Raw genomic sequence first — 25629 nt, forward strand, 5'->3', positions numbered from 1 at the left:
TCTCATGCCAAGACTGCAATTGGCAAAAAGTAGGAAATTGACCGTTTTCCAATCAATTCTCCGAAAGTCGGACTTACCGCGCAGTCGAAAACATGTGAACTATAGTGCAATTTTCGCGGGTGCGGCTTTACCGCTGCCGCGCCTTGTGCCTAGTCTGTGATGCGGGCACCACTTCGCCCGAGGGGAGGACATGGTCAAGAAACTTATACTGTGCGACTGTGGCGGGTCCCAGTCACTGGACTCGGACGGGTTGGCCGCGGCATGCGGCGTTGCCTGTTCCAGGGTTCATCATGCTCTTTGCACCAGCGAATTGGGCAAGGCAGCGGAACTGCTGCAACAGGGCGGGCAGGCCGTGATCGCCTGCGGGCAGGAGCAGGTCACATTCCGCGAACTGGCCGAGGAACTGGACGTCGACGCGCCCGGTTTCGTCGATCTGCGCGACCGGGCGGGCTGGTCCGAACAGGGGGCCGACGCCATGCCCAAGATGGCGGCGCTGGCGGCCGAGGCGCTCTTGCCGGTGCCAGCGACCCCCAGCGCGGACGTGGTCAGCGAAGGCGTGTGTTTCATCCTCGGGCCGGGCGAGGTGGCCTTCGGGCTGGCCGAGCGTCTGTCCGACCTGCTTGCCGTGACCGTGCTGGTCACCGACGACGCGCAGCCCCTGACCCGTGACTTTGACGTTGTAAAGGGCCGGGTCCGGCAGGTCCGCGGCGCTCTGGGCGGGTTCGAGATCAGGCTCGACGCGGTGCCGCAGATCGAGCCGGGTGGCCGTGGCGCGTTCGGCTGGACCGCGCCGCGCGACGGGGCGTCCTCGCGATGCGACATCATCATCGACCTGACCGGCGGCACCCCTCTGGTGCCGGCACCGCACAAACGCGAGGGCTATCTCAGGGCCGATCCCCGCGACCCGCTCGCCGTGGAACGGCTGGCGCTCGAGGCGTCGCAATTGGTGGGCACTTTCGAAAAGCCGCTCTATGTCCGGCTCGAGGAAACGCTCTGCGCCCATTCGCGGGCCGGGCAGGTGGGGTGCAGCAACTGCCTCGACATCTGTCCGACCGGGGCCATCACGCCTGCGGGCGAACATGTGGCGATCGACCCGATGGTCTGCGCGGGCTGCGGTGAATGCGCGGCCCTGTGCCCCTCGACCGCGATCACCTACGAGGATCCCTCGGTCGGCACCCTGCTGTCGCGGATGCAGGTTCTGGTGCGCACCTACCGCCAGGCCGGTGGCAAATCGCCCCGGCTGCTGGTCCACGACGCACACGGGGCCGCGATGATCCGCATGGCCGCGCGGTTCGGGCGCGGGCTGCCGGCGGATGTGATCCCGCTGGAACTGGGGGTCGTGTCCGGCTTCGGTCATGCCGAGATGCTGGCCGCGCTGGCGCATGGCTTTGCCCGCGTGGATATCCTGCTCGCGCCCACCACCGAGCGCGACGCGCTGACCCGCGAGTTGGAACTGGCACAGGCCATTGCCGGGGCAGGGCGGCTGGGCCTCATCGACGAGCGAGACCCCGACCTGCTGGCCGACCTGCTTTACGCGCACGAGGCGCCAGAGCCCCTGGCCGATCCGGTCCTGCCGATGGGCAACCGCCGCCAGATCGCGCGCCTGTCCGCCAAGGCGCTGAACCCCGGCGCCGGGCAGCCTCTGCCCCTGCCGGAAAACGCCCCCTATGGCGCGATCGACGTGGATACCGGCGCCTGCACCCTGTGCCTGAGCTGCGTGTCGCTCTGCCCGTCGGGGGCGTTGATCGACAACCCCGACAAGCCGCAGCTGAACTTCCAGGAGGACGCCTGCCTGCAATGCGGGCTGTGCCGCACGATCTGCCCGGAAAACGCGATCACCCTGATCCCGCAGCTCGACCTTGACGATGCGGCCCTGTCGCAGCGCGTTTTGAACGAGGAAGAGCCCTTTGCCTGCATCGAATGCGGCGCGCCCTTCGGGGTGAAATCCACGGTCGAGCGGATCATGGAGAAGCTGGCGGGCAACCATCCGATGTTCGCCTCGTCAGATCAGGCGCGGATGATCCAGATGTGCGACGATTGCCGGGTCAAGGCGCAGTTTCACAGCGAAAACAATCCATTCGCGTCCAAACCTAAACCGCGCGTCGTGACCACGGATGACTATTTCTCCAAGCGCAAGGATCACTGAAATTGCAAGGGCGCGCCCAGATCGGCCGCCTGCATGGCGGTCACGAAGGCCACGATCGCCTCAAGATCGCCAAGCGTGATCGACACCGGATGGATCGGCGGCGGCCGCTCGGGGTTGAAGGGCGGGGTCACGCCCTCGACCTGCGTGAAGGCGGGGTGCGGGTTCAGCGCGTAGAACTGCTGAAACCGGTTGTTCCAGTCGGGCAGCGACCGCAGCACGGGAAAGGACGGGGTCGAGCCCAGCCCGTTCATCCGGTTCTGCGGCCCGATCACGTGGCACCGGCCGCAATGGGCCAGCGACAGTTTCTCGCCAAGCGCGGCGTTGCCGGAAACGACAGGCGCGACCGAGGCGGCGGCAACCTCGAAACTGGCGCTGAAGGGCGCGCCCTCGGGTGGCTGAAAGCTTTCCACCGTACGCTTGCCGATCTCGGACAGTAGCCAGTCGCGGAACCGCTGCTGGCGCGGGTCGTCCTCGGTGCGCAACAGATAGATGGTGCCGTCGCGCTGGAAAACCGGCTCTCCCGGTGCATCCGTGACGATCTGCATCGGCCCGGCGTCATCTGCGACAACGCGTATCCCGGTCTTGAGAGAGAAGCGCGGAAGGATATGTTTCAAGAGGCCGGACCGTGCCACCTCGTCCGGGCTCGCCAGCCCAAGCGCCTCCTGCCCCCACGAGGGGCTGGCGGAAAGGGCCAGGCTCAGGCACAAAAGGGCAAAACGCATGGCCCAGCCTAATGCGGGCAGGGTAGATGCGTCAAACGAAGCGAATGAAACGGAGACTCATGCGATGAGCGGCGACTACAACATGTCGATGCGCAAATTCCTCAAGCAGGTTGGCGTGACCAGCCAGCAGGCGATCGAGGAAGGGCTGCGCAAGGCCGGCAACCCGGCGGGCAAGACCTTCGAGGCCAAAATGGTGCTGACCATCGACGGGCTGGATGTCGAGCATGTGGTGACCGGCCAGATCAAGGACGGCGACGCATGAGCATCCGCGACGCGGTTCTTGCGAACCTCAAGAAGATCACCGACCCGGTTTCCGGGCAGGACATCGTGAGCGCGGGCATCGTGCGCGCCCTCAATGTCGAGGACGGCACGGTGCGCTTCGTGCTCGAGATCGACCCGAAACAGGCCGAGCGGATGGAGCCGGTGCGCGCCACCGCCGAAAAGGCCGCGCAGATGGTCGAGGGCGTCGAAAAGGTCTCGGCCATGATGACGGCCCATTCCGACAAGGCGCCGCCGGAACTCAAGCCGAAGCCCAAGCCCGCGCAGACCGGCCCGCAGGCCGTTCCGGGGGTGGACCGGATCATCGCCATCGCCAGCGGCAAGGGCGGGGTCGGCAAATCCACCGTGGCCGCCAACCTCGCCTGCGCGCTGGCCGCCGAAGGCCGCCGCGTCGGCCTGCTGGATGCCGACGTCTATGGCCCGTCCCAGCCCCGGATGCTGGGTGTCTCGGGCCGTCCGGCCAGCCCCGACGGCAAGACCATCCTGCCCCTGCGCAACCACGGCGTCACCATGATGTCGATGGGCCTGATGGTGAACGAGGGGCAGGCGATCGTCTGGCGCGGCCCGATGCTGATGGGGGCGCTGCAACAGATGATGGGGCAGGTGCAGTGGGGCGCGCTCGACGTGCTGATCGTGGATCTGCCGCCAGGCACCGGCGACGTGCAGCTGACGCTCAGCCAAAAGTTCAAGGTGGACGGCGCCATCGTGGTCTCGACCCCGCAGGACGTGGCGCTGATCGACGCGCGCAAGGGCATCGACATGTTCCGCCAGCTCAAGACGCCGATCCACGGCATGATCGAGAACATGTCCACCCATATCTGCTCGAATTGCGGGCACGAAGAGCATGTCTTCGGTCACGGGGGCGTCGCCGCCGAGGCCGAGGCGCTCGGCGTGCCGCTGCTGGGAGAGATCCCGCTGCATCTGGACATCCGGGTCGCGGCGGACGGGGGCGCGCCGGTGGTGGTCAGCAAGCCCGACAGCCCGCAAGCCGAGGCGTTCCGCAAGATCGCCCGCGATCTGGTCGCCAAGGGGCTCGCATGAACCAGCCGGTCTTTCCCCCCTTGCTGCAGGGCCGCCCCGTGCAGGGCGGGGAAGACCCGTTCGGCCGCGCGCAGGCGATGGCCGCGCTCGGCTGCGACGCGGGGACGGTGGTCTACAACATCCAGGCCGACCGTCTGCGCGCGGCCATCGTCTTTGCCCCCGAAATGGCCCTGCAGGACGCGATGGCGATGCTGCCGCTCTGCGCGGTGGGGTTCCAGAACGCGCTGGGGGCGCTGGCCCCGCCCGAGGTCGCCGTGCATCTGGACTGGGACGGACCGATCTACGTGAACGGCGCGAAATGCGGCCAGCTCCGGGCCGCCGCCTCGACGTCCGAGCCCGAGGCCATCCCCGACTGGCTCGTGGTCGGGTGGGAGCTTGCCCTGATGCAGACCGGCGACGCGCCGGGCATCACGCCGGACGTGACCTCGCTCTATGACGAGGGCTGCGCCGAGGTGTCCCCGGTGCAGCTGGTCGAAAGCTGGTCGCGCCACATGCTGACATGGCTCCACCGCTGGGAGCAGGAGGGCAACGCCCCCCTGCACGGCGAATGGATGGGGCTGCTGCGCGGCGTCGGCGAGCCGGCCGAGCAGGGCGGGCACAAGGGCGTGTTCCTAGGCACGGACGAACGGTTCGGCATGCTGATCCGCGACGATGACAAAACCCATCTGGTGCCGATGAGCGCCTTGCTGGAGGGACAGGCATGAAACTGGCGCGGGCCATCCATTTCGACGAAAGCGACCTCAACGTCTTCCACTCGCCGGCGCGCACCGGCGAATGGTGCATCTCGGGCGGGTTCGAATTCTCGAACTGGGGTGAGGGCGATCTGGAAGGCAAGTCGCGTCAGGCCTTTGCCAATGGCTGGCTTGGGCTAGAAACCTTCGGCCGCGTGACCTTCGTGGCCGTGACCCGGATCGAAGAGGCCGAGATCGCGGCGCTGACACAGGGCCTGGCCGAACATTTCGTGCAGTATTACGGCGCCCCGTCAGCCGAGGCCGCGCTGGGTGTCGCGCGCGACGAAATCGCCCATATGGCCGAGCTGTGCGAGGACCACGCTCCCAACACGCTGCTGACCGTGGCGCGCTCGCTGACCGACGCCGGCGTACACGAAGCCTACCGGGTGATCACGCCGCAGGACGCCGAGCTCGAGGCGCTGGCGGTTCACGGCTCGCTCGACGAATGACCGCTCGACGCGGCCTCAGATCAGGTCGCTGAAACTGCCATACTGGCCGCGCTTGAACATCAGTCCCTTGCCGGTGCGATACATCACACGCTCGACCTCGCCGATCAGGATCAGGTGATCCCCGGCCTCGTGCTGCGCCGACAGGCGGCAGTCGAACCGGGCAAGGCAGCCGGACAGCAGCGGCGTGCCGTGTTCGTCCGGGCGCCACTCCGCGTGCGAGAAATCCCAGCCGTTGCGGGCGAATTGCAATGTCTCTTCCTGCTGATCCTCGGACATCACGTGGATGGCATAGCGTTGCGCGGTGCTGAAGGCGTCAAATCGGTTCGAGTCCTTGCCCAGGCACCACAGCACCAGCGGCGGGTCCAGCGACACCGACGAAAAGGAATTGACCGTGATGGCGGCCGGTCCGTCCTTGGTCCCGGTGGTGACAACCGTGACTCCGGTGCCGAAACATCCCAGCGCCTCGCGAAAGGCGAGTGTCGACTGGGGGCCGGGTGTGAAAGTCTTTTCGGTCATCGCGCGCTCGGTTCCGTGGATTCGCCCCAACTGCCACGACCTGCGACATTTGTCCATGAAAAGCAAACCGCTTACACGAGAGCGTTACGCGGGCGCGCACCCCGCGCAAGGCCCCGGCGGGCGGATCTCAGTTGAGATCTTCCAGCAGGCGGCCATGCTTGCGCGTTTCGGCAATCACGTCGCCGAAGGTTTTGAAACCGCGCGCCTCAAGCATCGGCAGCATCCGCACCAGCACTTCGGCCGTCGCGTGGGCATCCCCCAGCGCGGTGTGGCGCAGCGCGGGCGGGATGACGACGCCCAATCGCTCGCAGAGCGCATCCAGCGTATGGGTCTCTCCGGCGCCGAACAGCACCGCCGACAGCAGCACCGTGTCCAGAATGGCGTGGCTGTTCCAGTCCACGTCCATCTTGTCGGAATGCCGCCGCAGAAAGGCCATGTCGAAGGGGGCGTTATGGGCCACGATCACCGCGTCGCGCGAGAAATGGTGCAGTTTGCGCCCCGCCTCGGCGATACCGGGCGCGCCCTTGACCATCTCGTCGGAGATTCCATGCACCCGCGTGGACGAGCGCGGAATCGGCACTCCCGGATCGACGAGCATGTCCAGGGTTTCGCCTTCGACGATGCGGCCGCGCACCACGCGCACCGCGCCGATCTGGACGATCTCGTCCTTGTGCGGCAGCAGGCCGGTGGTTTCCGTGTCGAAGACGACAAAGACCAGATCGCCGATCCTGGTGGTTTCGAACTCGTCGTCGGCCGGCACGTCCAGCAGGTCGAAATCATAGGTCAGGGGGCGCTCGGCCTGGGGTGCGATATGCGCCTCGCTGTCCTCGAAGATCAGCATGTAACCCGGGGCATCGCCCAAAGGTTTCATCCGCACCGAAAGCCCGATTGCCCCGTCGAAACTGTCGAGATGGGCCGAGACCTCCTTGCCGGTCTTGACCAGCCGGGCATAGGCCTTGCGCACCGCCTCGGGCTTGAAATAGTCGAACAGCGAGGCGTTCAGGCGCGGGTGCCCGACCTGCGCCAGCACCGTGGCGGCCTGCCCGTCGTACAGGACGATCTGATGCGCCGGGTTCACCAGCGCGATCGCCATCGGAACCTCGGTGAGCAGGCGGGTCAGCCGTTTCTTTTCCTCCGCCAGCCGCTCGGTTTCCGAGGCGACGGCGGCGGCCATTCCGACGGCCGCCTCGCTCAACTGCCCCGAAAGCTCGGCCGCGGCGGGCGCAAGTTCCCCCAGAAACCGGGCGGCCTTGGGGTCCATCTTCATGGCGACGCCGGAATGCGCATGGGTGCGCATCTCGGCAGCCAGCCGTTCGGCCGGTCTGGCAATCTTTTCGTCAAAGAACAACCAGGCGCCCACCAGCATGGCGACCATTCCGAAGGCAATGAGCATGCCGCCCTGGACGAAGGCGTCGTACAGGCCCGGCGCCTCGGCGCGCGCATAGGCGAAATACAGCGACAATCCGGTGATCCCGAGCGCCCCGGCGGCCAGCAGCGCGAAGAACAGCAGAATGCCTTTGCGGAACGTGAGATCCGGTATCATGACGCACCTCCGCAGGTGGTGGCGACAATCGGGTCATCGGCGGGCACCTCGATCCAATCGGCACTGCGCACGCTGCCATCGTCGGCAAACTCCACCCCATCGGCCAGGTTGGCCCGGCGCAGACCGTCGCAATCCACCGCGACGGGCAGCTTGGAAACCGGCGCCCAGCGACCGAAGAAATATAGATCGACAAGGCGCTGTCCCGGCACGTTCTCGTTGGTCCGAACCGACGCCATGTCGAGTGCGGCAAAGCGATCGACATACGGAGCGACATAGGTCCAAGGCCGGTAAAAGGCGCGCTTTTCGACCTCCTGAACCACGCTCAGGCCCTCGGGCAGCGCGGCGCGGGTGCGCTCGTACCAGGAATATTCGCTGGCGATGGTGACACCGATCATCCCCAGACCCGCCGCCACCGGCGCCAGCCAGCGCGGCAGACGCCCACCGGTGGTCCGGTTCACCAGCATCACCACGCCCGCGATCGCGAAGCCGGCAAAGATCGTCCCGATCAACTCCAGAAACATGGTTTTCCTCCCGGTCCCCAGATCTTCATCTTTTCAAAAATACTCCCGCCGGAGGCGTTCTCCGCCCGGCGCGCGGCCTGACGTCACCCCAGCATCCCCTTGCCGTGCCCGACCGCCGACTGCATCGTCTTGACCACGACGAAGGCGTCACGCAGATGGCTGCGCTCGAAATCCGACAGGTCGCTCGGCGCCAGATAGTTGTCGGGCTCCTTGCCCTGCCGCACCTGTGCCACCTGGTGCTCCAGCCGGGTCTCGGCGATCAGGTCATAGGCGTCCAGCAGATCCCGTGCGCCCGAAGGGCTCAGAACACCCGCCGCCTCGGCGGCCTTCAGGCGCGCGCGGGTGTTCACCTCGGTCAACTGCCCCTGCAGGGCATAGATCCGCGCCAGATCCACCACGGGCACCACGCCGTTGTGCTTCAGGTCCAGCGTGTTGCGGTGCTCGCCCGACCGGATCGTGGCAAAGCCGCGCAGCAGCCCCAGCGGCGGGGTATGTTTCAGCGAGTTCGAGATCATGTGCGCCACGAAGATCGAGTTGGCGCTGGCCGCCCTCAGCGTCTCGGCCTGCAGATCCTCGAACAGGTCAAAGGCTCCGCCGATCGGGCGCAGGTCGAACATGACCGAGGCCAGCATCTGCGCCTCGGGGTTCGGCTTGGCGATCCAGCCCGCGAAATACTCGCGCCAGATCCGCACCGGCTGACACCAGCGCGGGTTGGTCGCCATCATGTCCCCGGGGCAGTAGAAATAGCCGCAGGCGTCCAGCCCGTCGGACACGAATTTCGCCAGCGCCGCGAAATAGGCCATGTCGGCCTCGCTGACCGAATCGTCCAGCATCAGGCAGTTGTCCTGATCCGAAACGCCGGTCTGCTCCTGCCGGCCCTGCGAGCCGCAGGCCAGCCACAGATAGGGCACCGGCGGCGGACCCAGCTTTGCCTCGGCCAGCGCCAACAGGCGGCGCGTGGCGGTGTCGGCGATGTCGGTGATCAGCCGGGTCACCACCTCGTGCCGGTTGCCGCCGGCGACCAGCTGCGCCAGCAGGCGGGGGATCTCGGCCGTGACCTTGGCCATCTCCCCGGCGTCAGAGGCGCGGGCGACCGCGCTGACCAGTTCGGCCGAGTTGACGGCCTGGTACCGCGTCATGTCGGTCCGGGTGACCATGCCCACCAGCCGACCGCCCTCGGTGATCGGGATATGGCCGATATGGCGCTCCATCATGGTGTGCAACACGTCGCTGCCGATATCGCCCGGCGACAGGGTGATCGGGCCGGGCGTCATGATCTGCGACACCGGCGTCGAGGCGGGCAGGGCCTCGGCCACGACCTTGCCCGACAGGTCGCGCAGGGTGACGATCCCCTTCAGCGCGTTGCCGTCGGTGACGCAGAGCGAGGAAATGCCGCGCTCGCGCATCTGCCGGGCGGCTTCCTGCACCGACGTGTCCAGAGCGCATGTCTCCGGGTTTCGCGCCATCAGGGCATCGACGGTGCTCGTGGCCAGCGATTCCTGCTGCGGTCGCGGGGCACGGGCCCGATCGAAGAACCTGGCCACGACCTCATGCGTCGCACACAGGTCCTGGAACAGGTCGGCCGGCAGCATCAGCAGAACGGAATCCGCCTCGGTCCGGGCGCTCGAAGCCGCCTTGCCGCCACGCAGCAGCCCCCGTTCGCCAAAAGAGTTGCGCAGGCTCAGATGCGAAACGACGACGCCGTTCTCGTCGGTGATCTCGATCTGGCCTTCATGGATGATGAACAGTCCCGGCAGCGGATCGCCGTGCCGGAACACCGTTTTGCCTTTTGCCAGCGCGCGAACCTCGATCCGGGCGGAAATCGAGTCCAGCACAGCGGCGGGCAGGGCGTCATAGGGGTGAACGGATTTCAGAAAGTGGGCGATCTGTTCGGCGGTCAGGGGCATCGTGTCATTCGCAACATCTGAAATGAAAATGCCCCGCCCGGTCGAATGCCGGGCGGGAACGGTAGCGTGTCAAGGGCGGGCCCCCCTCGGGAGGGAATGAGGGAGGCCGCGCATCTCAGTGGTCATGCGCCGCGCCCGCGCCACGCGGGATGCGGACGCTTTCCACCAGGTCCTTGATCTCCTGCGGGGTCTCCTTGGTCATGCCCGAGACCACGTAGGCCACGGCAAAGTTGACCGCCGCACCGATGGCGCCGAACGAGGTCGACTTGATGGTGCCCAGCAGCGGGTCGGCATCGGTGAACGAGTTGGTGCCCGGAATGAACAGCCAGCCCTTGTGCAGGAAGATGTAGACCAGCGTCACGATCAGACCAGCCAGCATGCCGGCCACGGCGCCCGAGTTGTTGATGCGGGTCGAGAAGATCCCCATCATCAGCGCCGGGAAGATCGAGGCGGCAGCCAGGCCGAAGGCCAGCGCCACGGTTTGCGCCGCAAAGCCCGGCGGGTTCAGACCCAGGTAGGTTGCCACCGCGATGGCCACGGCCATTGCGATCCGTGCCGACAGCAGCTCACCCTTTTCCGAGATCGACGGGTTGATCGCACCCTTGATCAGGTCGTGGCTGACGGCCGACGAGATCGCCAGCAGCAGGCCCGCAGCGGTCGACAGGGCAGCAGCCAGACCACCGGCGGCGACCAGACCGATCACCCAACCCGGCAGGTTGGCGATCTCGGGGTTGGCCAGAACCAGGATGTCACGGTTGAACTTGGTCAGTTCGTTGCCGGTCCAGCCGTTTTCGGTGGCCTTGGCCTGCATGGCCTCGGACTTGTCGTTGTAGTACTGGATCTTGCCGTCGCCGTTCTTGTCTTCCCAGTCCAGCAGACCGGTCTTCTGCCAGGTCGCCATCCAGTCATAACGCGCGTCGTTCTCGATCATCTCGACCGAAACGGCTTCGCCATCGGTGCCGTTGGGCCACATCATGTCGGTGATGTTCAGGCGGGCCATGGCGCCAACTGCCGGAGCGGTCAGGTAGAGCAGCGCGATGAAGACCAGCGCCCAGCCGGCCGACCAGCGGGCGTCCGCCACTTTCGGCACGGTGAAGAAGCGCATGATGACGTGCGGCAGACCCGCGGTGCCGATCATCAGCGACAGGGTGAAGAGCACCATGTTGAACGTGTCGGCGTGGTGCATCGTGTATTCCTTGAAACCGATCTCGGTCACGATGGCATCCAGCTTGGTCAGCAGCGGCTCGCCCGAGGCGACGTGATCGCCGAACAGGCCCAGGGCCGGGATCGGGTTGCCGGTCAGCTGCAACGAGATGAAGATCGCCGGAATGGTGTAGGCGGTGATCAGAACGCAGTACTGCGCCACCTGGGTGTAGGTCACGCCCTTCATGCCGCCGAACACGGCATAGGCGAACACGACGCCCGCACCGATCAGCAGGCCGGCGGTGTTCGACACCTCGAGAAAGCGGCCAAAGGCCACGCCCACGCCGGTCATCTGGCCGATCACGTAGGTCACCGAGGCGACGATCAGGCAGATCACGGCCACGATGCGCGCGGTCTGGCTGTAGAAACGGTCGCCGATGAACTCGGACACGGTGAACTTGCCGAACTTGCGCAGGTAGGGCGCCAGCAGCAGCGCCAGTAGCACGTAGCCGCCGGTCCAGCCCATCAGGAACGAGCTGTTGTCATAGCCGGTAAAGGCAATCAGGCCCGCCATCGAGATGAACGAGGCCGCCGACATCCAGTCAGCCGCCGTCGCCATGCCGTTGGTGACCGGGTGGACGCCGCGGCCGGCGGCGTAGAATTCCGACGTGGACCCCGCGCGGGCCCAGATCGCGATGCCGATGTAGAGCGCGAACGACGCGCCCACGAACAGCAGGTTGATGGTAAACTGATCCATGGCGATTTACTCCTCCACGCCGAATTCACGGTCGAGCTTGTTCATCCGCCAGGCGTAGAAAAAGATCAGGGCCAGGAAGACCAGGATCGAGCCTTGCTGGGCGAACCAGAAGCCCAGGTCGGTTCCGCCGACGGCGATGCCCGACAGCATGGGGCGCAGCAGGATGCCGAACCCGAAGGATACCAGTGCCCATATGACAAGGCTGATTGCGATAAGCCGCACATTGGCTTGCCAGTAGGCCTTGTCGGTCTCTGACCCCTGTGCGGAGTTGTTGTTTTGATCCGCCATAGCGGTTCCTCCTTGCTTCCTCCTGAGCGGCCCGTTTCGCGGTCTCCGCGTGGTCGCCGGGCCGGCTCTGCGATATACCGGCCGCCGTCATGGCGGCAGGCAAGACTCCAGCGGTCCGCCAGGGCGGTTCCTCCGGGGTATTCCTCTGCGGGAACGAGGCCCGGGCCGGGCCTCAGTCCTTGCTCAGCCCATCGCTCCTTTCACGATGGTTTCAAGGTTTCGTGCGATCTCGTCGATTTCTCCCATCGCGTCGATCCGTTTCAACACGCCCTTGCCTTCGTAGTAGTCGATCAGCGGCGCGGTCTGCTCGTGATAGGCCGCCAGACGGCTCGCCACGGTCTCGGCATTGTCGTCGGCGCGGCGCTTGAACTCGGTGCCGCCGCACTTGTCGCAGACGCCCTCGCGTTCGGGTTTCTTGAACGTGTCGTGATACCCCTCGCCGCACTTGGCGCAGGAGTAGCGGCCCGAAATGCGCGTGACCATTTCGGAATCCTGCACCTCGAGGCTGACGGCGGCGTTGATCTTCTGACCGTTCTCGGCCAGCAGCGCGTCCAGCGCCTCGGCCTGCACGGTGGTGCGGGGGAACCCGTCCAGGATCACGCCACGGGCGCAGTCGGGCTGGGCCATGCGGTCGCGCAGAATGGCGATCACGATGTCATCGCTCACCAGTTCTCCGGCTTCCATGACCGCTTTCGCGGCCTTGCCCGCCTCGGTCCCGGCGGCCACGGCTTCGCGCAGCAGGTCGCCGGTGCTCAGTTGAACCAGACCGAACTTTTCCTCGAGCATCCGCGCCTGGGTGCCCTTCCCGGCGCCCGGAGGGCCGAGAAGGATCAGAACGGCAGGGGTGGTAGTCACGGCAGCGTCCATCTCACCCTCACTTGTTGGCGCGGTTCTGGATCAGGTCCTCGACGACCGAGGGATCGGCCAGCGTCGAGGTGTCGCCCAGCGAGCCAAAGTCGTTCTCGGCGATCTTGCGCAGGATGCGGCGCATGATCTTGCCCGAGCGCGTCTTGGGCAGGCCCGGCGCCCACTGGATCACGTCCGGGCTGGCGATCGGGCCGATCTCGGTGCGGACCCACTGGCGCAGCTCCTTGCGCAGCTCTTCCGTGGGCTCGCGGTCGTTCATCAGGGTGACGTAGCAATAGATGCCCTGACCCTTGATCTCGTGCGGGTAGCCCACCACGGCGGCCTCGGCCACGGCCGGGTGCGCCACCAGCGCGCTTTCGACCTCGGCGGTGCCCATGCGGTGACCCGAGACGTTGATCACGTCATCGACGCGACCGGTGATCCAGTAATCGCCGTCCTCGTCGCGGCGGCAGCCGTCGCCGGTGAAGTAATAGCCCTTGTAGTCGGCGAAATAGGTCTTCTCGAACCGCTCATGGTCGCCCCAGACGGTGCGCATCTGCCCCGGCCAGCTGTCCTTGATGCACAGCACGCCCTCGACCCCGTTGCCGGCTATCTCGACGCCCGACTGCGGGTCCAGCACGACGGGCTGGATGCCGAAGAACGGTTTCATCGCCGAGCCGGGCTTGAGCGCATGGGCGCCGGGCAGCGGCGTCATCAGGTGGCCGCCGGTTTCGGTCTGCCACCAGGTGTCCACGATCGGGCATTTCCCCTTGCCGACGACCTCGTGATACCAGGTCCAGGCCTCGGGGTTGATGGGCTCGCCCACGGTGCCCAGAATGCGCAGGCTGGACAGGTCGCATTTCTCGACGAACTCGTTGCCCTGACCCATCAGCGCGCGGATCGCGGTGGGGGCGGTGTAGAACTGGTTGACCTTGTGCTTTTCGCATACCTGCCAAAAGCGTGACGCGTCCGGATAGGTCGGCACGCCTTCGAACATCAGCGTGGTCGCGCCATTGGCCAGCGGGCCATAGACGATATAGCTGTGCCCGGTGACCCAGCCCACGTCCGCGGTGCACCAGTAGATGTCGCCGTCGTGATAGTCGAAGGTGATCTCGTGCGTCAGCGACGCATAGACCAGGTAACCGCCGGTGGTATGCACCACGCCCTTGGGCTGACCGGTCGAACCCGAGGTGTAGAGGATGAACAGCGGATCTTCGGCGTTCATCTCGGCGGGGGCGCAGTAATCGTCGGCCTCCAGCGCCATTTCGTTGTAGTCGAAATCGCGCCCGTCGATCCAGGTGGTCTGGCCACCGGTGCGCTTGACCACCAGGCATTTCACCGTGTCCTTGCAGTGCAGCAGGGCGGCGTCGGCATTCGACTTCAGCGGGGTCTTGCGGCCACCGCGCGGCGCTTCGTCTGCGGTAATGATGACCTTGGCGTCGCAGCCGTTGATCCGGGCGGCCAGCGCGTCGGGCGAGAACCCGGCGAACACGATCGAGTGGATGGCGCCGATACGGGCGCAGGCCAGCATCGCATAGGCGGCCTCGGGGATCATCGGCAGATAGATCACCACCCGGTCGCCCTTGCGCACGCCCATCGACTCCAGGATGTTGGCCATCCGGCAGGTGCGGCGGTGCAGCTCGGCATAGGTGATGTGCTGGGCTTCGTCATTCGGATCGTCCGGCTCCCAGATGATCGCGGTCTGGTCGCCGCGGGTCTTCAGGTGACGGTCCAGGCAGTTGGCCGAGACGTTCAGCGTGCCGTCGGCATACCAGTTGATGCGGACCTCGCCGAAATTGTAGTTGACGTCCTTCACCTGGCTGTAGGGCTTGATCCAGTCGATCCGCTTGCCCTGTTCCCCCCAGAACGCGACGGGGTCGGCGATGGAGGCGGCATACATTTCCTCGTATTTGGCGGCGTCCACATGCGCACGCGCAACGGTTTCGGCGGATGGCGGAAATGTTCTGGTTTCTGCGACAGCAGCGGATGTCATGCTGAGGCTCCTCCCTCTGACTGAAATTTGTGCAACCGTTTTCGCCCCTGGGTGGGGTTTTGTCGATCCGGTTCCTACCCTGCGTCGGATAATACGCAGTTCTGAAAATAAGGAAATAAAATGCTGTAATTCAAAGGCTTGTCTGTAAATTGTTTTCTTAAAATCAGTCAAAACAGTAAATCGAGCTGCGGATAAGCCTGTGAAAACCGTTCAATTTCAACATGAAAAGAGTCAACGAAATTTCCGGTTCGTGCCTTGGTTGATGAAAATGAGGGCGCGAAACAGAACTTTCCCGCACCGGTCGGCCCGCGACATTTTGTTGCTGGCGGGGGCTCGGCTCCGCAACTCCCGTTCGGGGTGACGCTCGGGCAACGGCGTTTCGTCGGGGGTTGGCAGGTTCCGATGTTGGCGCTAGCTTGGCCGGCAAGCGACCAGTCAGAGGTTCGCAGAATAGGGAGAGAACAATATGAACAAGATGTTGAGCGGAGCGGCCGTGGCCGCACTGAGCCTTGCGTTTGCAGTCGAGGCAGCGGCGACGGAATGGAACGTGTCCGTCTGGGGCAAGCGCCGCGCCTTTACGGAACACATCGAGAAGCTCGCCGAGCTGGTCAGCGAAAAGACCGGCGGCGAATTCACCATGAACGTCAGCTATGGCGGCCTGTCCAAGCCCAAGGAGAACCTCGACGGCATTTCGATCGGCGCCTTCGAGATGGCGCAGTTCTGTGCCGGCTATCACCGCGACAAGAACCGGGCGATCACGGTTCTGGAACTGCCCTTCCTCGGCGTGAACACGCTGGAGGAGGAGGTGGCCGTCAGCCACGCGGTCTATGACCACCCCGCGGTCAAGGACGAGATGGCGCAGTGGAACGCCCGGATCATCATGACCTCGCCCATGCCGCAGTACAACCTTGTCGGCACCGGCGAGCCGCGCGACGAGCTGGCCGAGTTCGAAGGCATGCGCGTGCGCGCCACCGGCGGTCTGGGCCAGGCCTTCGAGGCGGTCGGCGCGGTGCCGACCTCGGTGCCCGCGACCGAGGCCTACAACGCGATGGAATCGGGTGTCGTCGATACCGTCGCCTTCGCCCAGCACGCGCATCTGTCCTTCGGTACCATCAACAAGGCCGACTGGTGGACCGCGAACCTCAACCCCGGCACGGTGAACTGCCCGGTCGTGGTGAACATCGACGCCTACGAGGCGCTGCCGGATGCCCATCGCGAGGCGCTGGACAGCTCGATCGACGAGGCCATCGCCCACTATCTCGCCAATTACGGAGAGCTGCTCAAGAAGTGGGACAGCGTTCTGGAGGAGAAGGGCGTTCAGAAGGTGATGATCGACGACGCGGTGCTCGAGGAATTCCGCGCCAAGGCGGCCGATCCGATCCGCGAGAAATGGATTGCCGACATGTCCGCACAGGGGCTGCCGGCTCAGGAACTCTATGATCTGGTCCAGGCCACGCTGAAACAGCAGCGCGGCGGCAACTGATGGCAAAGGGCCGGGCGCCGAACCGCGCCCGGCCTTTCCGCCCCGAATTCATCTGACAGGAGAAGTCTGGAATGGCAGGACATTCCACGGTGCTCGAGGACGGCAGCCTTCTGAGCCGACTCGACAGGTCGCTCTTGGGTCTTGAGCGTTTCCTGGCGCTTCTGAGCGGGCTGGCCGTTTTCGCGCTGATGGTGCTGGCGGTGATCTCGGTCGGCGGGCGCAATACGATGAACGCGCCGCTTCCGGGCTATGTGGACTGGATCGAACAGGCCATGCCGCTGATCGCCTTTCTGGGCATTTCCTTCGTGCAGCGCGACGGCGGCCATATCCGCATGGACATTTTGATCTCACGGCTGCACGGACGGGCGCTGTGGCTGTTCGAACTGATCTCGGTCCTGCTGATCCTGCTTCTGATGCTGGCGCTCGTCTGGGGCAGCTGGGCGCATTTCGATCGCTCCTTCGACTGGTCCGCACCGCTCTGGAGTCGCGACAGCTCGATCGACATCGGCATCCCGCTCTGGCCCGCCAAGCTGTTGGCGCCGGTGGCGTTCTCGGTCCTGTGCCTGCGGCTGGTCCTGCAGATCTGGGGCTATGGCCGCGCCTTCCTGCTCGGGCTGGAAACCCCGGTGGCGGTGCCGCTGATCCAGGGGGCGGCCGAGCAGGCGGCGGCCGAGGCAGAGCAGCTCGAGGGGCAGGAGTAGCATCATGGAAACCATCGACATCGGCCTGTGGGTCACCGGTGGCCTGCTGGTCATGGTTCTGGCGGGCATGCGCGTGGCCTTTGCCGCCGGGCTTGCGGGTCTGATCGGCCTCGTCTGGATCTTCTGGGCCAAGTTCGGCTATGACCCCGACCGGTTCGGCAAGGCGCTGACCGTGGCCGTCAAGACGGCGGGGCAGGTGCCGCACTCCAAGGTCGCCTCGCACACGCTCAGCCTGATCCCGACCTTCATCCTGATCGGCTATCTCGCCTATTACGCGGGCCTCACCCGCGCCCTGTTCGAGGCCGCAAAACGCTGGATCGCCTGGGTGCCGGGTGGGCTGGCGGTCTCGACCGTCTTTGCAACGGCCGGGTTCGCGGCCGTGTCAGGGGCGTCGGTGGCGACCTCGGCGGTGTTCGCCCGCATCGCCATCCCCGAGATGCTCGACGTGGGCTACAACAAGCGCTTCGCCGCCGGCGTGGTGGCCGCGGGCGGCACGCTGGCTTCGCTGATCCCGCCTTCGGCCATCCTGGTGATCTACGCCATCATCGTCGAACAGGACGTGGGCAAGCTGCTGCTGGCCGGTTTCATCCCCGGCGCCTTCTCGGCAGTGATCTACGGCGCACTGATCGTGGGAATCGCGGTGGTGTTCAAAACCGTCGGCCCACCGGTGACCGGTTTCACCTGGCGCCAGCGTTTCGCGGCCGTGCCGGCTGCACTGCCGATCGTCGCCGTGATCCTCATCATCATCGGCTTCGTCTACAACCCCTTCGGCGAACAGGCCTGGGGCACCCCGACCGAGGGCGGCGCCATCGGGGCCTTCATCGTCTTCTGCTTCGCCATCATTCACGGCATGCGGTGGGGCGAGCTGAAATCGGCGCTGCTGGAAACCGCCAAGCTGACCGCCATGATCTTCTCGATCATCTGGGGCGTGCTGATCTATGTGCGGTTCTTGGGCTTCGCCGATCTGCCCGGCGCGTTCTCCGACTGGATCACCGGCCTCAGCATGTCGCCGATGCTGATCCTCATCTGCATCCTGCTGGCCTACGCGGTGCTGGGCATGTTCATGGACGCCATCGGCATGCTGCTGCTGACGCTCCCCGTGGTCTACCCGGCGGTGATGGCCCTGAACGGGGGCGAAGCGGTCAGCGCGGCCGACAGCACCTTCGGAATGTCCGGAACGATGTGCGCGATCTGGTTCGGCATTCTCGTGGTGAAGATGGCCGAGTTCTGCCTGATCACACCCCCCATCGGACTGAACTGCTTCGTGGTCGCCGGCGTTCGCCCGGACCTGAGCGTTCAGGACGTGTTCCGGGGCGTAGCACCGTTTTTCGTGGCTGATGCCGTGACGATCGCACTGCTCGTGGCGTTTCCGGGGATCGTGCTCTACCTGCCGTCACTTGCCGGCTAGCCAAAACCACTGCCCATCGCGGAAGATTCGGGATTTTTTGCGAGGCTCTGCCTCGCGCTCCGGGATATTTGAGGCCAGATGAAGAAATGAGGTCTTCGCCAACTCTTCATCTGGCAAAAAATATCCCGGGGGAGTCGCCGCAGGCGACGGGGGCAGAGCCCCCTTCGGGCCGCCTGACAAGCAAAATCAATTGGTATTGGTATTGGTATTGCGTCCGCGCGTTACTTCGCCCGCATCAGCATGCCGAACAGGTCCCGCGGATCGTCCGGGTCGGCCAGCATGTCGAGCGGCTCGAAGAACGCGGTGCCTTCGATCGCCTTCTTGATGTAGCGCAGGGCCGAGAAATCTTCGATCGCAAAGCCCACGCTGTCGAACAGGGTGATCTGCTGGGCGTCGCGACGACCTTGCGCCTTGCCGGTGATCACCTGCCACATCTCGGTCACCGGGTGATCGGGCTCCAGCGCCTGGATCTCGCCCTCGATGCGGGTTTGTTCGGGATATTCCACGAAGATGTCCGAGCGCAGCAGGATGTCGCGGTGCAGTTCGGTCTTGCCGGGGCAGTCGCCGCCGATGGCGTTGATATGTACGCCCGGCCCGACCATGTTGTCGGTCAGGATCGTCGCGTATTTCTTGTCGGCGGTGCAGGTGGTGATGATCTGCGCGCCCTCGATGGCCTCTTCAGCGGTCTTGCATGACACCACCGTCAGCCCCTTGCCCGCCAGGTTCGTGGCACATTTCCCGGTTGCGCGGGGGTCGAGGTCATAGAGCCGGACCGTGTCGATGCCGCAGAGCGCCTTGAAGGCGAGGCACTGGAACTCGGACTGTGCGCCATTGCCGATCATCGCCATGGTCGTGGCGCCTTTCGGGGCCAGGTATTTGCCCACCAGTGCCGAGGTGGCCGCCGTGCGCAGCGCGGTCAGCATGGTCATTTCGGTCAGCAGCGTCGGATAGCCCGTATACACATCCGCCAGCAGGCCGAAGGCGGTCACGGTCTGCAGCCCTTCGGTAGTGTTCTTGGGGTGGCCGTTGACGTATTTGAACCCGTAGGCCTCGCCATCCGAGGTGGGCATCAGCTCGATCACGCCATGCGGGGAATGGGCGGCGACGCGCGGGGTCTTGTCGAACAGTTCCCAGCGTTTGAAATCCGCCTCGATCTCGGCGGCCAGTTCCGTGATCATCTGCTCGATGCCGACATGATGGATCAGGCGCATCATGTTGTCGACGGATACGAAGGGAACGAGGGCTTTGTCTGAGGGCTGCATCTGGCGCTCCTATCGGCGGGAAAGTTGGATGCCGGCGATCATGCAACGGACGGATCCGCCGGCGGTTTCAATGGTCGGGACCGAGATCGGCAACGGCGTGGCGCTGCGCTCGATCACCGCGATCTGGTCGGGGGTGAGGGCGGCGAGGGCCCGGCTGGACAGGGCGAGGATCAGCCCGTCGCGCCCGCTGAGCTCGATGGCGTTGCCCGCGAACTCTCCGATCTGGGCATGGGTCAGGTCGATCACCTCGCGCCCGGTCTCCTTGAGCCGCGCGCACACGGTGGCGCGGCGTTCGGGATCGGTGATCATGTCGAGACAGACCAGCGCGTAATGCGTGCCGATCCCCATGAGCACGTTGGTGTGATACACGTCGCGGCCCTGCGCGTCGCGTGCCTCGAAGGCGATGGGCTCGTAGTTGAAATGGGTGCAGAAGCGCTCCAGCAGGATCGGGTCGGCGCGGTGCGATTTCACCGTGTAGACGATGCGCCCGATATGATCCAGCACCATCGCCCCGGTGCCTTCCAGGGCAAGACCGTCCTGCTCGAGGCCGGAATAGTCGATCACGTCCTGAACCCGGTATTCCTGCTTGAGCATCTCGATCACGTCGGCCCTGCGCTCGCGTCGTCGCGAGGGCACGAACATTGGATAGACCGCCACGTGCCCGCCGGGATGGGTCGAGAACCAGTTGTTGGGAAAGACGCTGTCGGGCGTGTCGCGGTCGCCGAAATCGTCGAACACATGCACCGTCACGCCCGCCTCGCGCAGCTGTTCCACCGCGCGGTCATGTTCGTCGCGCGCGGCGGCCGAGGTGGCCTCGGCCGAGCGGTTCGCCAGCGTCTGAAAGGCGTTGTCGTCGCGGGTTTCAGGGTTCGAGGTGAAGGCGTGCGGCCGGATCATCACCACCGCCGCGGGGGCTTGCAACGAAGTCATCAGAAGCTCCGGGTCGGGCGGTCGAAGATGCGGCGGCCCATCAGCGAGGCGGCCAGATCGACCATCAGTTTCGCGGTGCGCCCGCGTTCGTCGAGAAACGGGTTCAACTCCACCAGGTCCAGAGAGCAGACCAGCCCGCTTTCGTGCAGCAGTTCCATCGCCAGATGTGCCTCGCGCTCGGTGGCGCCGCCCGGAACGGTGGTGCCGACCGCGGGTGCGATGGCGGGCTCCAGGAAATCCACGTCCAGCGAGACATGCAGCATCCCGTCCGTCGCCCGCACCTTGTCGAGAAAGGCCATCAGCGGCGCCTTGATGCCGTGTTCGTCGATGCTGCGCATGTCGGCCAGCATGGCCTTGTCCTTTTCCAGCGCCGCGCGCTCGTGCGGATCGACCGAGCGCAGACCGATCATCCCGACGCGATCGGTGGGCACCGGCGCGGCCAGGGGCGGGAAAGCCTCGAATCCCGGCTGGCCGGTGAAATAGGCGACCGGCGTGCCGTGGAGGTTGCCGCTGCCGGTGCTGTTGGGGGTGTGGAAATCGCTGTGCGCATCCAGCCACAGCACGAAAAGCGGGCGTCCCTGGTCCTGCGCATGGGCGGCCATGCCCGCGACCGTGCCCATCGACAGGGCGTGATCGCCCCCCATGAAGATGGGAATGCCGCGCCCGGCCGTGTCCCGGGCGACGCGCGCCAGGGCCCGGGTCCAGCCCACGCATTCCGGCAGCGCGAACAGGTGGTCATGCTCGGCCATGTCAACCGGGTCCGGGGCCACGTCGCCCAGATCGGCCACGGAATATCCCAGATCCGACAGGGCCTTTTCCAGCCCGGCCACGCGATAGGCGTCAGGACCCATCCGGCATCCCTGACGCCGCTTGCCCGCATCCATCGGGGCACCGACAAGTAGAAGGTCACGTTTTTCCATTGCGCTATTTTGCGGCCGCGCCGCTCTTGCCGGAAGAGATCAAAGTGCTCAAAATGGAAGTGAATTTACCCGGAACGGAATCCTGATATGGACGAACTGGACAACCAACTGCTCAGCGCCCTGCATCGTGACGCGCGGGCCTCCCTTTCGGAACTGGCCGAGCAGCTGGGGGTGACTCGCACCACGATTCGAACCCGGCTGCAAAGGCTCAAGCAATCGGGCGAAATCGTCGGCTTCACCGTCACCACCCGGCAGGACGTGGCGCAAAGCCCGGTACGCGGCCTGATGATGCTGGGAATCGAGGGGCGCGGAACCGAGCGGATCATGTCCCGGATCGCGGCGATGCCGCAGGTGCGGGCGGTGCATTCGACCAATGGCGCGTGGGATCTGATCGCCGAGATCGGCACGCAGACGCTCGAGGAACTGGACGAGGTTCTGTTCACGATCCGCCGCATGGAAGGGGTGACGCGGTCCGAGACGAATCTGCTGCTGTCCACCCGCAAGGGCAGGGTGTGAAATCCTCGACCGCGCCGGCGGGCGTGCCCGGCGACTGTTCGGACCTTTCAGAGAGGGAATGGTGGGTGATAAGAGATTCGAACTCCTGACATCTTCGATGTGAACGAAGCGCTCTACCACTGAGCTAATCACCCGTCGGCAGGGGTATTACAGCGACTCAAATCGCTCCGCAAGGGGTGTTCGTCATCCGCCGCAACCTTTGTCGCACGGCCCGGCGGGGCCTGCCCGAGGCCCGGAAAAGGACAGGCGGCACCGAACGCCCTTGCGCCCCAAGTCAATCCGTCTATGAGTGATCGCCAACTGACCAAGGGAGACGTCCGCGATGAGGATGCGTGACACGTTCATCAAACCGATGCACCGCGAAGGCATCAAGTTCGTGGCGATCTTTGCCGCGATCACCGTCGTCCTGTTCCTGCTGTGGGAGCCGCTGGGCTGGATCGGCGTCGGCCTGACGGTCTGGTGCTACTACTTCTTCCGCGACCCGCAGCGCGTGACGCCCGACCGGAAAGGGGTGATCGTCAGTCCGGCGGATGGGATCGTGTCGCTGATCGAACCGGCCGTTCCTCCGAAAGAGCTGGGGATGCCCGACGAACCGCTGACCCGCGTCAGCGTGTTCATGAGCGTGTTCAACTGCCATGTGAACCGCGCGCCCATCGCCGGCGAGGTCAAGGCCGTCGCCTATCGTCCGGGCAAGTTCTTCAACGCCTCGCTGGACAAGGCGAGCGCCGACAATGAACGCAACAGCCTGTGCATCCGGATGCAGGACGGGCGCGACCTGGCCGTGGTCCAGATCGCGGGTCTGGTCGCCCGGCGCATCGTGTGCTTCGTCAAGCCGGGCCAGATGCTGGGAACCGGCGAACGGTTCGGGCTGATCCGCTTCGGCTCGCGGCTCGATGTGTATCTGCCCCACGGCGTGACGCCTTTGGTGCGCGTCGGGCAGACGATGGTTGCCGGTGAAACCGTGATCGCGCAGCTGAACGCGCCGGAAGCAGGATAGGCAGAAGGATCCCGATGGCTGAGCCCTCCGACAGATCCGAGTCCGGCTACGCTCTCATCCAGTTGCTGCCGAACGTCCTGACGATCACGGCGATCTGCGCCGGGCTGTCGGCCATCCGGTTCGGAGTTCAGGGGAACTACACGCTGGCGGTGCAGCTCATCGTGGCCGCCTGTGTGCTGGATGGGTTGGACGGTCGCATCGCGCGGCTTCTCAAAAGCACCAGCAAGATGGGCGCCGAGCTGGATTCGCTGGCCGATTTCCTCAATTTCGGGGTGGCGCCGCCACTCATCGTCTATTTCTGGGGCCTGCAGGATTTCAGCAGCTTCGGCTGGATCGCCGTCCTGATCTATGCCGTATGCTGCGTCACTCGGCTGGCCCGTTTCAACGTGACCAGCAAGTCCGAGGAAGCCAGCCAGGACAGCGCCTATTTCGTCGGGGTGCCATCGCCCGCGGGCGCGTTGCTGGTCATGCTGCCCATGTATCTTTCCTTTGCCTTCACGGACCTGCCGCAGGTGCCGGGTATGGTGACCTGTGTCTACATTGTCCTGATCGGTCTTCTGATGATCAGCCGCATCCCGACCTGGTCCTTCAAGACCACGCGGATTTCGCGCGAAAACGTGAAGTTCGTCCTCGTGGGGGTGGCCATTGCGGGGGCGGCCGTCCTGACTTTTGCATGGACGACCCTGATTGTGCTTTGCATCGGCTACGCGTCGATGGTTATCTGGGCTTGGTTCAGAAAACAGTTTCATTCAGACCGCTAGACGTGAAATGGATATAAAGGCCGTTCAATCCTCCTACGCCCGCTGGGCGCCCGTTTATGACAAGACTTTCGGAGTTCTGACCGATGCCGGCCGGCGGCGGGCCGTCGAATATGTCAACACCCGCTCCGGCAGCGTTCTCGAGGTCGGCGTCGGCACCGGGCTCTCGCTTGAACTCTACCGGCCCGAGTTGCAGGTGACCGGCATCGACTTCAGCGAGGACATGTTGCGCAAGGCCCGCGAAAAGGTGCGCGAATTGAACCTGCGCCAGGTCACGGAATTGCGGCAGATGGATGCTCGCACGCTCGACTTCCCGGACAACCATTTCGATACGGTGGTGGCGATGCATGTGCTGTCGGTGGTGCCGGAACCGGAAAAGGTGATGTCCGAGATCGCGCGGGTCTGCAAACCGGGCGGCAAGGTGGTGATCACCAACCACTTCGTGCGCTCGCAGGGGATTCTCTCGGTCCTGGGCAAGGGATTCGCCCCCTTGGCGAACATCATCGGCTGGCACTCGGATTTCGAGATCGAAACCGTTCTGCAGGAAGAGACCCTCAAGCTGGAACAGAGGGAACTGCTGCCGCCGATCGGGATGATGACCTTTCTCGTCCTCGGCAAATCCCCTACGCAATAGCAACAGCGTCCAGCGACGCCGTCCAGGTCGCAAAGGCGCTGTAGGTTCGTTGATTTCGGACTGTGCATTTTTGCACTTGGGTCGCGCTCTCGGCGCTATACCTTTTTTCTCCGAACGCTCTAGTTTTGTACAAACCGGACAAACCGCCGTTCGGAACCTGTACGAAACGGAACAAACCGGAGCCCGTCATGAGTTGGAACCCCGCCCTGGATCCGCACTGCCCGACCGGCGATGCCGTCGATTCCATCGAGACCGTCATCGTTCCCCGCGCCCGCGACCTCGGCGGATTCGAGGTGCGCCGGGCGCTTCCGGCCCCCCGCCGGCGCATGGTCGGGCCCTTCATTTTCTTCGACCAGATGGGGCCGGCCGAATTCGTGACGGGGCAGGGGATCGACGTCCGGCCGCACCCTCATATCGGCCTCGCCACGGTCACCTATCTCTACAAGGGTCGCCTGCATCACCGCGATTCCCTGGGCACCGATCAATGGATCACACCGGGCGCGGTGAACTGGATGATCGCTGGAAATGGCGTCACCCATTCCGAGCGCACGGACGGAGAGGCGCGCAGGCAACCTCTTGAAATGTTTGGAATACAGACCTGGGTGGCCCTGCCGGAAGAGCTGGAGGACAGCCCCGCCGCCTTCGAGCATGTGGGCGCTGCCGACCTGCCGTTCCTCGAGGCCGAGGGCAAGGAGGTCCGTTTGATCCTCGGCGATGCCTATGGCGAACGGTCGCCGGTTTCGGCCACGTCCGAGATGTTCTACGCCGACGCGGTTCTGGGGCCGGGCGCGGCGATTCCCTTGCCCGACAATCACGAGGACCGCGGGGTTCACGTGGTCGAGGGATCGGTCACCGTCGCGGGACAGACATTCGAGGCCGGGCAGATGATGGTCTTCCGCCCCGGCGACAAGCTCAGCCTGGCTGCAGGTGAACAGGGCGCGCGCCTGATGCTGCTGGGCGGCGCAACACTGAATGGCCCCCGCCACATCTGGTGGAACTTCGTGGCTTCCTCCAAAGACCGGATCGACGCCGCCAAGGAGGCCTGGCGCGCCGGTGACTGGACTCATGGCCGGTTCCGCTTGCCTCCGGGAGACGATCAGGAATTCACCCCCTTGCCCGAGCGTTGAGGCTCTGGCAC

At 65.1% G+C, this 25629-nt stretch carries 25 protein-coding genes and 1 tRNA gene; 13 read left to right on the plus strand and 13 right to left on the minus strand.

Annotated elements, in window-relative coordinates:
* The first annotated feature begins 190 nt into the window (after positions 1-190).
* The gene (locus tag AVO45_RS02040; protein WP_068344008.1) at positions 191-2146 is read left to right on the plus strand and encodes a 4Fe-4S binding protein; all 1956 of its coding nucleotides are present in this window, start codon (positions 191-193) and stop codon (positions 2144-2146) included.
* Here the strand turns inward: AVO45_RS02040 and AVO45_RS02045 are convergent.
* Positions 2140-2868, minus strand: coding sequence for a cytochrome c family protein (locus tag AVO45_RS02045; protein ID WP_068344009.1), 729 nt, complete (start codon positions 2866-2868; stop codon positions 2140-2142). The genes AVO45_RS02040 and AVO45_RS02045 overlap by 7 nt on opposite strands.
* 64 nt (positions 2869-2932) lie before the next feature.
* Between AVO45_RS02045 and AVO45_RS02050 the strand changes: the two genes are divergently transcribed.
* From AVO45_RS02050 to AVO45_RS02065, 4 genes are read left to right on the plus strand one after another with little or no spacing between them, the layout of a single operon-like run.
* Positions 2933-3130 carry a DUF6494 family protein gene (locus AVO45_RS02050; RefSeq protein WP_068344010.1) on the plus strand — a complete coding sequence of 66 codons (198 nt, stop codon included), beginning with the start codon at positions 2933-2935 and terminating at the stop codon, positions 3128-3130.
* Entirely contained in the window at positions 3127-4188 is a 1062-nt protein-coding gene (locus tag AVO45_RS02055; RefSeq protein ID WP_068344011.1) for an Mrp/NBP35 family ATP-binding protein, read from the plus strand. Before AVO45_RS02050 ends, AVO45_RS02055 begins: the two co-directional genes overlap by 4 nt.
* A complete protein-coding gene (locus tag AVO45_RS02060) occupies positions 4185-4892 on the plus strand; it encodes a biotin/lipoate--protein ligase family protein (RefSeq protein WP_068344013.1) in 708 nt (235 codons plus the stop codon). Before AVO45_RS02055 ends, AVO45_RS02060 begins: the two co-directional genes overlap by 4 nt.
* Positions 4889-5368, plus strand: a complete 480-nt coding sequence (locus tag AVO45_RS02065) for a DUF6505 family protein (protein ID WP_068344015.1) — start codon at positions 4889-4891, stop codon at positions 5366-5368. The genes AVO45_RS02060 and AVO45_RS02065 overlap by 4 nt, the downstream gene beginning before the upstream one ends.
* Positions 5369-5383: 15 nt before the next feature.
* Here the strand turns inward: AVO45_RS02065 and AVO45_RS02070 are convergent, their stop codons facing one another.
* The 8 genes from AVO45_RS02070 to acs form a co-directional block, all read right to left on the minus strand.
* Positions 5384-5884 carry a flavin reductase family protein gene (locus tag AVO45_RS02070; protein WP_068344017.1) on the minus strand — a complete coding sequence of 167 codons (501 nt, stop codon included), beginning with the start codon at positions 5882-5884 and terminating at the stop codon, positions 5384-5386.
* A 127-nt stretch (positions 5885-6011) separates the two neighbouring features.
* The gene (locus AVO45_RS02075) at positions 6012-7427 is read right to left on the minus strand and encodes a 3'-5' exonuclease (RefSeq protein WP_068344019.1); all 1416 of its coding nucleotides are present in this window, start codon (positions 7425-7427) and stop codon (positions 6012-6014) included.
* Complete coding sequence (locus AVO45_RS02080) at positions 7424-7948, minus strand: hypothetical protein (RefSeq protein WP_068344020.1); 525 nt, start codon at positions 7946-7948, stop codon at positions 7424-7426. The genes AVO45_RS02075 and AVO45_RS02080 overlap by 4 nt, the downstream gene beginning before the upstream one ends.
* Positions 7949-8031: 83 nt before the next feature.
* Entirely contained in the window at positions 8032-9855 is a 1824-nt protein-coding gene (locus AVO45_RS02085; protein WP_068344023.1) for a putative nucleotidyltransferase substrate binding domain-containing protein, read from the minus strand.
* Positions 9856-9970: 115 nt separating this feature from the next.
* Positions 9971-11755: a sodium:solute symporter family protein gene (locus AVO45_RS02090; protein WP_068344025.1), complete on the minus strand. Its 1785-nt coding sequence runs from the start codon at positions 11753-11755 to the stop codon at positions 9971-9973.
* Positions 11756-11761: 6 nt separating this feature from the next.
* Positions 11762-12043, minus strand: a complete 282-nt coding sequence (locus AVO45_RS02095) for a DUF4212 domain-containing protein (RefSeq protein WP_068344027.1) — start codon at positions 12041-12043, stop codon at positions 11762-11764.
* A gap of 183 nt (positions 12044-12226) precedes the next feature.
* Positions 12227-12910 carry an adenylate kinase gene (locus AVO45_RS02100; protein ID WP_068344029.1) on the minus strand — a complete coding sequence of 228 codons (684 nt, stop codon included), beginning with the start codon at positions 12908-12910 and terminating at the stop codon, positions 12227-12229.
* A 7-nt stretch (positions 12911-12917) separates the two neighbouring features.
* Complete coding sequence (gene acs, locus AVO45_RS02105; RefSeq protein ID WP_068344031.1) at positions 12918-14882, minus strand: acetate--CoA ligase; 1965 nt, start codon at positions 14880-14882, stop codon at positions 12918-12920.
* Between the two features lie 466 nt (positions 14883-15348).
* On the opposite strand from acs, the gene AVO45_RS02110 reads away from it, so the two are divergent.
* The 3 genes from AVO45_RS02110 (at position 15349) to AVO45_RS02120 (ending at position 18474) form a co-directional block, all read left to right on the plus strand.
* A complete protein-coding gene (locus AVO45_RS02110) occupies positions 15349-16365 on the plus strand; it encodes a C4-dicarboxylate TRAP transporter substrate-binding protein (RefSeq protein ID WP_068344033.1) in 1017 nt (338 codons plus the stop codon).
* A 71-nt stretch (positions 16366-16436) separates the two neighbouring features.
* Positions 16437-17066 carry a TRAP transporter small permease gene (locus AVO45_RS02115; RefSeq protein WP_068344035.1) on the plus strand — a complete coding sequence of 210 codons (630 nt, stop codon included), beginning with the start codon at positions 16437-16439 and terminating at the stop codon, positions 17064-17066.
* A 4-nt stretch (positions 17067-17070) separates the two neighbouring features.
* Entirely contained in the window at positions 17071-18474 is a 1404-nt protein-coding gene (locus tag AVO45_RS02120; RefSeq protein WP_068344038.1) for a TRAP transporter large permease, read from the plus strand.
* A gap of 221 nt (positions 18475-18695) precedes the next feature.
* Here the strand turns inward: AVO45_RS02120 and AVO45_RS02125 are convergent, their stop codons facing one another.
* The 3 genes from AVO45_RS02125 to rocF are packed head-to-tail and all read right to left on the minus strand — an operon-like array spanning position 18696 to position 21586.
* On the minus strand, positions 18696-19736 hold the full coding sequence (locus tag AVO45_RS02125) for an ornithine cyclodeaminase (protein ID WP_068344040.1): 1041 nt from the start codon (positions 19734-19736) through the stop codon (positions 18696-18698).
* Between the two features lie 9 nt (positions 19737-19745).
* The gene (ctlX, locus tag AVO45_RS02130) at positions 19746-20666 is read right to left on the minus strand and encodes a citrulline utilization hydrolase CtlX (protein ID WP_068344042.1); all 921 of its coding nucleotides are present in this window, start codon (positions 20664-20666) and stop codon (positions 19746-19748) included.
* Positions 20666-21586 (minus strand): arginase, encoded by a 921-nt coding sequence (rocF, locus tag AVO45_RS02135; RefSeq protein WP_068344044.1) that lies wholly within the window; start codon positions 21584-21586, stop codon positions 20666-20668. Before rocF ends, ctlX begins: the two co-directional genes overlap by 1 nt.
* Before the next feature lie 87 nt (positions 21587-21673).
* Between rocF and AVO45_RS02140 the strand changes: the two genes are divergently transcribed.
* Positions 21674-22102 carry an Lrp/AsnC family transcriptional regulator gene (locus AVO45_RS02140; RefSeq protein ID WP_068344046.1) on the plus strand — a complete coding sequence of 143 codons (429 nt, stop codon included), beginning with the start codon at positions 21674-21676 and terminating at the stop codon, positions 22100-22102.
* 59 nt (positions 22103-22161) lie between these two features.
* Here AVO45_RS02140 and AVO45_RS02145 read toward each other — a convergent pair.
* Positions 22162-22236: transfer RNA gene (locus tag AVO45_RS02145), tRNA-Val, on the minus strand.
* 188 nt (positions 22237-22424) lie between these two features.
* Between AVO45_RS02145 and AVO45_RS02150 the strand changes: the two genes are divergently transcribed.
* From AVO45_RS02150 to AVO45_RS02165, 4 genes are all read left to right on the plus strand, one after another.
* Entirely contained in the window at positions 22425-23099 is a 675-nt protein-coding gene (locus tag AVO45_RS02150) for a phosphatidylserine decarboxylase (protein ID WP_068344048.1), read from the plus strand.
* 14 nt (positions 23100-23113) lie between these two features.
* Positions 23114-23860 (plus strand): CDP-diacylglycerol--serine O-phosphatidyltransferase, encoded by a 747-nt coding sequence (gene pssA, locus AVO45_RS02155; protein WP_068344050.1) that lies wholly within the window; start codon positions 23114-23116, stop codon positions 23858-23860.
* A gap of 7 nt (positions 23861-23867) precedes the next feature.
* Positions 23868-24491 carry a class I SAM-dependent methyltransferase gene (locus AVO45_RS02160; RefSeq protein ID WP_068344052.1) on the plus strand — a complete coding sequence of 208 codons (624 nt, stop codon included), beginning with the start codon at positions 23868-23870 and terminating at the stop codon, positions 24489-24491.
* Positions 24492-24679: 188 nt separating this feature from the next.
* Positions 24680-25618: a pirin family protein gene (locus tag AVO45_RS02165; RefSeq protein WP_068344054.1), complete on the plus strand. Its 939-nt coding sequence runs from the start codon at positions 24680-24682 to the stop codon at positions 25616-25618.
* Positions 25619-25629 lie beyond the last annotated feature (11 nt).

The sequence above is a fragment of the Ruegeria marisrubri genome (genome assembly GCF_001507595.1).
GTDB classification, from domain to species: Bacteria; Pseudomonadota; Alphaproteobacteria; order Rhodobacterales; family Rhodobacteraceae; genus Ruegeria; species Ruegeria marisrubri.

Coding starts and splice junctions, on each gene's coding strand:
- AVO45_RS02040 (WP_068344008.1), top strand. CDS start 191: ATGGTCAAGAAACTTATACTGTGCGACTGTGGCGGGTCCCAGTCACTG.
- AVO45_RS02045 (WP_068344009.1), bottom strand. CDS start 2,868: ATGCGTTTTGCCCTTTTGTGCCTGAGCCTGGCCCTTTCCGCCAGCCCC.
- AVO45_RS02050 (WP_068344010.1), top strand. CDS start 2,933: ATGAGCGGCGACTACAACATGTCGATGCGCAAATTCCTCAAGCAGGTT.
- AVO45_RS02055 (WP_068344011.1), top strand. CDS start 3,127: ATGAGCATCCGCGACGCGGTTCTTGCGAACCTCAAGAAGATCACCGAC.
- AVO45_RS02060 (WP_068344013.1), top strand. CDS start 4,185: ATGAACCAGCCGGTCTTTCCCCCCTTGCTGCAGGGCCGCCCCGTGCAG.
- AVO45_RS02065 (WP_068344015.1), top strand. CDS start 4,889: ATGAAACTGGCGCGGGCCATCCATTTCGACGAAAGCGACCTCAACGTC.
- AVO45_RS02070 (WP_068344017.1), bottom strand. CDS start 5,884: ATGACCGAAAAGACTTTCACACCCGGCCCCCAGTCGACACTCGCCTTT.
- AVO45_RS02075 (WP_068344019.1), bottom strand. CDS start 7,427: ATGATACCGGATCTCACGTTCCGCAAAGGCATTCTGCTGTTCTTCGCG.
- AVO45_RS02080 (WP_068344020.1), bottom strand. CDS start 7,948: ATGTTTCTGGAGTTGATCGGGACGATCTTTGCCGGCTTCGCGATCGCG.
- AVO45_RS02085 (WP_068344023.1), bottom strand. CDS start 9,855: ATGCCCCTGACCGCCGAACAGATCGCCCACTTTCTGAAATCCGTTCAC.
- AVO45_RS02090 (WP_068344025.1), bottom strand. CDS start 11,755: ATGGATCAGTTTACCATCAACCTGCTGTTCGTGGGCGCGTCGTTCGCG.
- AVO45_RS02095 (WP_068344027.1), bottom strand. CDS start 12,043: ATGGCGGATCAAAACAACAACTCCGCACAGGGGTCAGAGACCGACAAG.
- AVO45_RS02100 (WP_068344029.1), bottom strand. CDS start 12,910: ATGGACGCTGCCGTGACTACCACCCCTGCCGTTCTGATCCTTCTCGGC.
- acs (WP_068344031.1), bottom strand. CDS start 14,882: ATGACATCCGCTGCTGTCGCAGAAACCAGAACATTTCCGCCATCCGCC.
- AVO45_RS02110 (WP_068344033.1), top strand. CDS start 15,349: ATGAACAAGATGTTGAGCGGAGCGGCCGTGGCCGCACTGAGCCTTGCG.
- AVO45_RS02115 (WP_068344035.1), top strand. CDS start 16,437: ATGGCAGGACATTCCACGGTGCTCGAGGACGGCAGCCTTCTGAGCCGA.
- AVO45_RS02120 (WP_068344038.1), top strand. CDS start 17,071: ATGGAAACCATCGACATCGGCCTGTGGGTCACCGGTGGCCTGCTGGTC.
- AVO45_RS02125 (WP_068344040.1), bottom strand. CDS start 19,736: ATGCAGCCCTCAGACAAAGCCCTCGTTCCCTTCGTATCCGTCGACAAC.
- ctlX (WP_068344042.1), bottom strand. CDS start 20,666: ATGACTTCGTTGCAAGCCCCCGCGGCGGTGGTGATGATCCGGCCGCAC.
- rocF (WP_068344044.1), bottom strand. CDS start 21,586: ATGGAAAAACGTGACCTTCTACTTGTCGGTGCCCCGATGGATGCGGGC.
- AVO45_RS02140 (WP_068344046.1), top strand. CDS start 21,674: ATGGACGAACTGGACAACCAACTGCTCAGCGCCCTGCATCGTGACGCG.
- AVO45_RS02150 (WP_068344048.1), top strand. CDS start 22,425: ATGAGGATGCGTGACACGTTCATCAAACCGATGCACCGCGAAGGCATC.
- pssA (WP_068344050.1), top strand. CDS start 23,114: ATGGCTGAGCCCTCCGACAGATCCGAGTCCGGCTACGCTCTCATCCAG.
- AVO45_RS02160 (WP_068344052.1), top strand. CDS start 23,868: ATGGATATAAAGGCCGTTCAATCCTCCTACGCCCGCTGGGCGCCCGTT.
- AVO45_RS02165 (WP_068344054.1), top strand. CDS start 24,680: ATGAGTTGGAACCCCGCCCTGGATCCGCACTGCCCGACCGGCGATGCC.